General features: G+C 72.3%; 5 protein-coding genes. 1 reads left to right on the top strand and 4 read right to left on the bottom strand.

Annotation, left to right across the window (positions count from 1 at the left end; translation table 11 throughout):
• Window positions 1-44: 44 nt before the first annotated feature.
• Together ACFVYS_RS41345 and ACFVYS_RS41340 are read right to left on the bottom strand one after the other, a co-directional pair.
• Window positions 45-2,594 carry an MFS transporter gene (locus tag ACFVYS_RS41345; RefSeq protein ID WP_389510714.1) on the bottom strand — a complete coding sequence of 850 codons (2,550 nt, stop codon included), beginning with the start codon at window positions 2,592-2,594 and terminating at the stop codon, window positions 45-47.
• A 13-nt stretch (window positions 2,595-2,607) separates the two neighbouring features.
• Window positions 2,608-3,135, bottom strand: a complete 528-nt coding sequence (locus tag ACFVYS_RS41340; RefSeq protein ID WP_384113261.1) for a MarR family winged helix-turn-helix transcriptional regulator — start codon at window positions 3,133-3,135, stop codon at window positions 2,608-2,610.
• Window positions 3,136-4,075: 940 nt separating this feature from the next.
• On the opposite strand from ACFVYS_RS41340, the gene ACFVYS_RS41335 reads away from it, so the two are divergent.
• A complete protein-coding gene (locus ACFVYS_RS41335; protein WP_054242212.1) occupies window positions 4,076-4,273 on the top strand; it encodes a hypothetical protein in 198 nt (65 codons plus the stop codon).
• 113 nt (window positions 4,274-4,386) lie between these two features.
• On the opposite strand, the gene ACFVYS_RS41330 is transcribed toward ACFVYS_RS41335, so the two are convergent.
• Window positions 4,387-5,184: a hypothetical protein gene (locus ACFVYS_RS41330; RefSeq protein WP_389510711.1), complete on the bottom strand. Its 798-nt coding sequence runs from the start codon at window positions 5,182-5,184 to the stop codon at window positions 4,387-4,389.
• A 54-nt stretch (window positions 5,185-5,238) separates the two neighbouring features.
• Window positions 5,239-6,147 carry an RNA polymerase sigma factor SigF gene (locus tag ACFVYS_RS41325; protein ID WP_020131315.1) on the bottom strand — a complete coding sequence of 303 codons (909 nt, stop codon included), beginning with the start codon at window positions 6,145-6,147 and terminating at the stop codon, window positions 5,239-5,241.
• Window positions 6,148-6,252 lie beyond the last annotated feature (105 nt).

The following is a 6,252-nucleotide window of genomic DNA, read 5'->3' as shown; positions in this document are numbered from 1 at the left end:
GGGCAGAAACCCCCGCACCGGGCCGGAGCCGATAACTGTCGGAACTACTCGCCGGGGTGGGCGAGTTCGATGTCGTGGCCGTCGACGCCGGCGCCCGCCACGGTCAGCGCGGTGGCCACCGGCGGGTAGCCGGTCGCGATGACCGTGTACTCGCCACCGTCGAGGTCGGCGAAGGCGTACGCGCCGTCCGCGCCGGTGGTGGCGGTGCCGACCACGTTGCCCGCCGCGTCGACGAGCGTCACGCGCGCGTCGGCCAGCGGACCGTACGGCGCCCGGACGACGCCCTGGAGCTGGGCACCGGCTTCGAGGACGACCTCCGCGCGGGTCACGCCCGTCGCGCCGACCTCGACGGGCAGAGCGCGCGGCCGGAACCCGACGGCGTTGACCGCGACGGTCACGGCGCCCGGCACCAGCTCGGCGAAGGAGAACTCGCCCTGCTCACCGGTGGCCGCGGTGGCCAGCAGATCGCCGCGCACATCGGTGACGATCACCATGGCGTCCTTGACGAACTCACCCGACTCGGCGGCGCGCACGACACCGCTGAGGCCGCTGGTCCCGCTGAGCAGGATGTCGTACGCGACCGGCTCGCCGTTCACGACGATCGTGGAGGCCTGCGGCTGGAAGCCGTCGGCGGAGGCGATCAGCACGTACGAACCCGTGCCCGGCGCGTCCAGTCCGTAGGAACCGTCGGCCTGCGCGACCGACCGGCCGAGCTGGCGTCCGGCGAGCGAGATCAGGGTGACGGCGGCCTGCGGGACGGGCGCGCTCTCCGCGCCGCGCACGAAGCCGTGCACCGGGATGCCGCCCGAGGGCGCCGGGAGGGGTTCGGCGGTGGCGACGGCGGCGAGCCGCTGTGTGTCCTGCGGACCGGCCTCCCGCCCCGGCTCGGCAGCCGTCTCGGCGACCGCCCAGCTGGGGATGTGCTCCTCGGCGGGAGCGGTGGCCGCGGCCGGAGCCGTGGCGGCCGCGGTGGCCGGGGCCTCCGTCTCCGCCGTGGCGGCCTGGGCCAGCGCGCCCTTGGTCCGCAGCGGGACCTCCTTGATGAACAGGGTGATCAGGAAGGCGAGCAGCGCCAGGACGGACGCGATCAGGAAGACGTCCGCGATGCCGTGGCCGTACGCGCTCTCCATGACCGTGCGCAGCGGCGCGGGCAGCTTGTCCATGTCCGGGATCGAGCTGGAGGAGCTCGAACCGGACGCGAGGGAGGCGTACTTGGGGCCGAGGTCGGTGATGCCGTCCTTGGCGTAGTCGGTGATCCGGTTGGCCATGACGGCGCCCAGCGCCGAGACGCCCATCGCACCGCCCAGGGACCGGAAGAAGGTGACCGTGGAGCTGGCGGAGCCGAGGTCCTTCGGCTCGACCTGGTTCTGCGTCGAGAGCACCAGGTTCTGCATCATCATGCCGACGCCGAGGCCCAGCAGGGCCATGAAGACCGCGGTCTTCCAGTAGTCCGTGTCGTAGCGGATGGTGCCCAGCAGACCGAGGCCGGCCGTGATGAGCACGCCACCGCTGACCAGCCAGGCCTTCCACTTGCCGGTCTTGGTGATGAACTGCCCGGAGACGGTGGAGGAGACGAACAGGCCGCCGATCATCGGGATCGTCATCACGCCCGACATGGTCGGGGACTTGTCCCGGGCCAGCTGGAAGTACTGGGCGAAGAACACCGTGCCGGAGAACATCGCGACGCCGACGAACATCGAGGCGATGGAGGACAGCGTGATGGTGCGGTTGCGGAAGAGGCGCAGCGGGATGATCGGCTCGGTGGCCTTCGACTCGACGAGCACGAAGATCAGCCCGAGCGCGATCGAGCCCGCGACCATCGCGTACGTCTGCCACGACAGCCAGTCGTACTTGTCACCGGCGAAGGTGACCCAGACCAGCAGCAGCGACACCGCGGCGGAGATGAAGAACGCGCCGGCCCAGTCGACCTTCACGTCCCGCTTCACCGTGGGCAGGTGCAGGGTCTTCTGGAGCACGATCAGCGCGATGACGGCGAAGGGGACGCCGACGTAGAAGCACCAGCGCCAGCCGAGCCAGCTGGTGTCGGTGATGACACCGCCGAGCAGCGGACCGCCGACGGTGGCGACGGCGAAGGTCGCGCCGAGGTAGCCGGAGTAACGGCCGCGCTCACGCGGGGAGATCATCGCCGCCATGACGATCTGGGCGAGGGCGGACAGACCGCCGACGCCGACGCCCTGCACGACACGGCAGGCGATCAGCATGCCGGGGTTCTGCGACAGACCGGCGGCCGCGGACCCGAGCACGTAGATGACCAGCGCTATCTGGACGAGCGCCTTCTTGGGGTACAGGTCGGCGAGCTTGCCCCAGAGCGGGGTGGTCGCCGTCATCGACAGCAGGGTGGCGGTCACGACCCAGGTGTAGGCGGACTGGCCGCCGCCGAGGTCGCCGATGATCTCCGGCAGGGCGTTCGAGACGATCGTGGACGAGAGGATCGCCACGAACATCCCGAGCAGCAGCCCGGAGAGGGCCTCCATGATCTGCCGGTGGGTCATCGGAGCGGCCTCGGCGGAGCCGTGGGACCCTCCGCCGTGCTTCGCGTGAGCCCGCACACCGGCTGGTGTGGTCGTTGCCATGGGCTTCCTTTTCCTATGTTGCTTGTGCGGGTGTACGGGTGGTCTGTGTCTGTTCGCTTACGGGAACGGGAGGCGGCGGCGCGGGTGGGGCCGGCGGCCGGTGCGTGACCGTCCGGCACTCGCCGAAACTGGCGCGCAGCCGGGTCAGCAGGGCGATCAGCCGGCCGACCTCGGCGTCGGTCCAGTCGCCGAGCCGTTCCGCCAGCAGCTCGGTGCTCCGGCGTGACAGCTCGACGAGCATCGCGTGGCCCTCGGGCGTGAGGTGCAGGATGCGGGAGCGTTTGTCCGCCGGGTCGGGGGAGCGTTCGATCCAGCCCCGGTCGGCGAGGTGCGCGGCGTGTCGGCTGGTCACGGACATGTCGACGGCGAGCAGCTCGGAGAGAGCGCTCATGCGCATGTCGCCGTGGCGGCCGAGGAGCGCCAGCACGCCGGCCGAGCCCGCGGAGCAGTCGGGCGGCAGGATCCGCCCGAGGTCACGCTTCACCGCCCCGACGGCACTGAGCTGACGCGCCAGCTCCTCATACTGCGCCTGCCCCGCCATCACACCTCCCAGTTTGTTGCTTAGGGCAACCATAGGAGCGGTTGGTTGCTACAGGCAAATAAAACCGCCGCGAGACCCGCAAAAAGTTGGCAAAGGCAAGTATTGCGACGGTAAATGTGCAGGTGGGGGGGTGTTGTGGGTGCGTGGAGGCCCGATTCCGGACGGGACCGGCCGTGGTTGGGGCGGGACCGGTACCGCAGGGCCAGGCGGTGGGGTTTGGCAGGGGGCCGCAGCGGGGGCTCGGCGGCGGGGGTGGCCGGTGCGGCCTGAGCCGTCTTGCGGGGCGGGGTGCTGCCGTCCGGGCCGTTCCCGGGGCGGGGGTGCTGCCCTCCGGGCCGTCTCCCCGGTGCGAGGTGATTCCGTTTCGGCCGTCTTCCAGGGCGGGTGATCACGTCCTGGCCGAATCCCGGGGTGGGGTGTCCGCTCGGGGCCGCCCTTGGATGCGGGTCGATCGCGTCCGGCCGAGGTGGGGCGATGCCCGGCCGGGTCGTCCCCGGTGCGAGTCGATCGCGTCCGGGCCGTCCCTGGTGCGGAGTGATCCAGCCCGTGCCGTTCCGGGTCGTGCCGTTGCGGGTCGTGTCGATCCCGGCCGGGCCGTCTCCGGTGGGGGTGATCGCGTCCTGGCCGTCTCCGGGAGGATACCGTCCGGAGCGCGTCCCCAGTGCGGGGTGGTCGGGCGCGAGCCGTCTCCCGGGGTGAGGCGACCACGACCGGTTGGCGGCCCCCGGCGGTTCCTGGCAGTCCTAGGCGACCCCCTGGCAGTCCCCCGCGGTCCCCGGCGGTGCTCGGCGTCGTCGTCGGGTGTCGGGCGAGGTGGTCGGTGGGAGCGGCGGGCGCGGGCTCGGGCCCAAGTGGGCGGGCAGGGCCGGGGGGTTCCGGGCGGCCGGACTTCCTACCCCCACTTGGGCCGCCCCGCGCATTTTCGCTAGTGTCTCGGCCCATGGCTAACACGCAGGGCCCCCAGGGCAACCACGACCCCGCCGGCAGCACCCAGATGTTCCGCGCGTTCGTCGACGACGGCGCCCCCCGGGCCGCCCAGCCGGCCCCCACCCAGTCCGGACCCCGCATCGGCCTGATCGTCGGCATCGTCGCCGCGGTCGTGATCGTCGCGGCGGTCGCCTGGCTGGCGCTGAAGTAACCGCCGGCCCGCACTGGGCAGGGTGACGGGGTGACCGGGCGCGTCGACCTCCGTGCGTCAGAGCGGGGTCGGCGCGCACGCCCCCGTCTCTTCGCGTGTCCGGCGCCGCCCGCTCACTCCCACCGGACCGACACGTCCCGCGTCTCGATGCGCATGCCCAGCGGTACGCGCCACGCGTCGACGCAGACCGTCCAGGTCTTCTCCTTACGCGCCCCCGCGGCGATCGGCGTCGGGAGCGCGGCCGTGGACTCGCGTGTCGCCCAGTCGATGCCGATCGCGTCGATGACATGGGTCTCGAAGGTGACCGTGCCGGAACGCACCGCGGTGCCACCGGAGTTGCGGAAGGTGAGGGTCACGTCCTCGCACCACCGCTGATCCGTCCCCGCGCGGACGGGATCGCTCACGGCCAGCGAGGCCGGTCCCGCGGGCGCGGTGCTCGGCGGGGCCGTGGGCGTCGGTGAGGGCGCGTCCGGTGGCGTACCGCCCGCGGAGCCGCCCTCGGTGCCCGGGGAGGCGCCCGGGACGTCAGGGGTGACTGAGGTGCCCGGGACGCCGGGGGTGGCGGGCCGAGGGGCGCCGGGCCCGGCGTCGCCTCCCGCGGTGCCCTCCGACCCGTGTCCGGCCGTTTCGCCCGCCGGGGCCCCCGGACCGGCCGGCCCCGCAGGGGAGCCGCTCTCGTCGTCCAGCGGGACGAGCCGTACTCCGCCCGTCGGATCCGCCGAGTCACCCCTCCGCGGGTCCGGGAGCGCCGTGTCGCCCGCTCCGCCGATGGCGACGTAGCCGCCCGTGTGCCCGTCTCCCCCGCAGGCGGCCAGCAGGCCGGCCGCCATCACGACGGCGGCCGCCGACGCGCCCCATACGGCGCCCCGGCGGCCACGTGCCCGTGTCGGATCCCGTGTCGGACTTCGCATCGCGTCAGTGTCGCTGACGCTCCGTCAGGAGGGAAGTCCTCGGGTCGGGTCCGGCTAGTCGGAGATCAGGCCCTCGCGCAGCTGCGCCAGGGTCCGGGTCAGCAGCCGGGAGACGTGCATCTGGGAGATGCCGACCTCCTCGCCGATCTGGGACTGGGTCATGTTGGCGAAGAAGCGCAGCATGATGATGCGGCGTTCGCGAGGCGGAAGCTTGGCCAGCAGCGGCTTCAGCGACTCGCGGTACTCCACGCCCTCCAGGGCCGTGTCCTCGTAGCCGAGGCGGTCGGCCAGGGAGCCCTCGCCGCCGTCGTCCTCCGGGGCCGGGGAGTCCAGCGAGGAGGCCGTGTAGGCGTTGCCGACCGCGAGGCCGTCGACGACGTCCTCCTCGGACACGCCCAGCACCGCGGCGAGTTCGGCGACCGTCGGCGAGCGGTCCAGCTTCTGGGAGAGCTCGTCGCTGGCCTTGGTGAGGGCCAGGCGCAGTTCCTGGAGGCGGCGCGGGACCCGCACCGACCACGAGGTGTCGCGGAAGAAGCGCTTGATCTCGCCCACGACCGTCGGCATGGCGAACGTCGGGAACTCCACACCCCGTTCGCAGTCGAAGCGGTCGATCGCTTTGATCAGGCCGATGGTGCCGACCTGGACGATGTCCTCCATCGGTTCGTTGCGCGAGCGGAAGCGGGCCGCCGCGTAACGCACGAGGGGGAGGTTGAGCTCGATGAGGGTGTCCCGGACGTACATGCGCTCGGGGCTGTCCTCGGCGAGGGTGGCCAGTCGCAGGAACAGGGAGCGGGACAGGGTGCGGGTGTCGATGGCCCCTGTCGTGAGTACCGGGGCCGGAGCGGCCTCGGGGGCCGTGACGTCGTCGAGCACGTCGAGCACGGCGGGCTCGACGGGCGCGCTTGGCGCGGACTCGCTCTTTGTGAGCGTGAGCACCTCGGAGCTGCCCTGATCTGCGGACATGCCACCCCCTTTGGGTCGCGGGACGGTCGCGGCGAACATTCCCGGTTGAGGAACGTCAGCCTTCACCTGAATACCGGAGCCGAAGCCCCGGCAAACGCGCTTCCG

Origin of the sequence: Streptomyces sp. NPDC058295 (genome assembly GCF_042880655.1) — a bacterium.
GTDB classification, from domain to species: Bacteria; Actinomycetota; Actinomycetes; order Streptomycetales; family Streptomycetaceae; genus Streptomyces; species Streptomyces coriariae.
The sequence above is the reverse complement of the archived record's forward strand: the minus strand, read 5'-3'. Positions and strand labels throughout refer to the sequence as shown.

Coding starts and splice junctions, on each gene's coding strand:
- ACFVYS_RS41345 (WP_389510714.1), bottom strand. CDS start 2,594: ATGGCAACGACCACACCAGCCGGTGTGCGGGCTCACGCGAAGCACGGC.
- ACFVYS_RS41325 (WP_020131315.1), bottom strand. CDS start 6,147: ATGTCCGCAGATCAGGGCAGCTCCGAGGTGCTCACGCTCACAAAGAGC.
- ACFVYS_RS41340 (WP_384113261.1), bottom strand. CDS start 3,135: ATGGCGGGGCAGGCGCAGTATGAGGAGCTGGCGCGTCAGCTCAGTGCC.
- ACFVYS_RS41330 (WP_389510711.1), bottom strand. CDS start 5,184: ATGCGAAGTCCGACACGGGATCCGACACGGGCACGTGGCCGCCGGGGC.
- ACFVYS_RS41335 (WP_054242212.1), top strand. CDS start 4,076: ATGGCTAACACGCAGGGCCCCCAGGGCAACCACGACCCCGCCGGCAGC.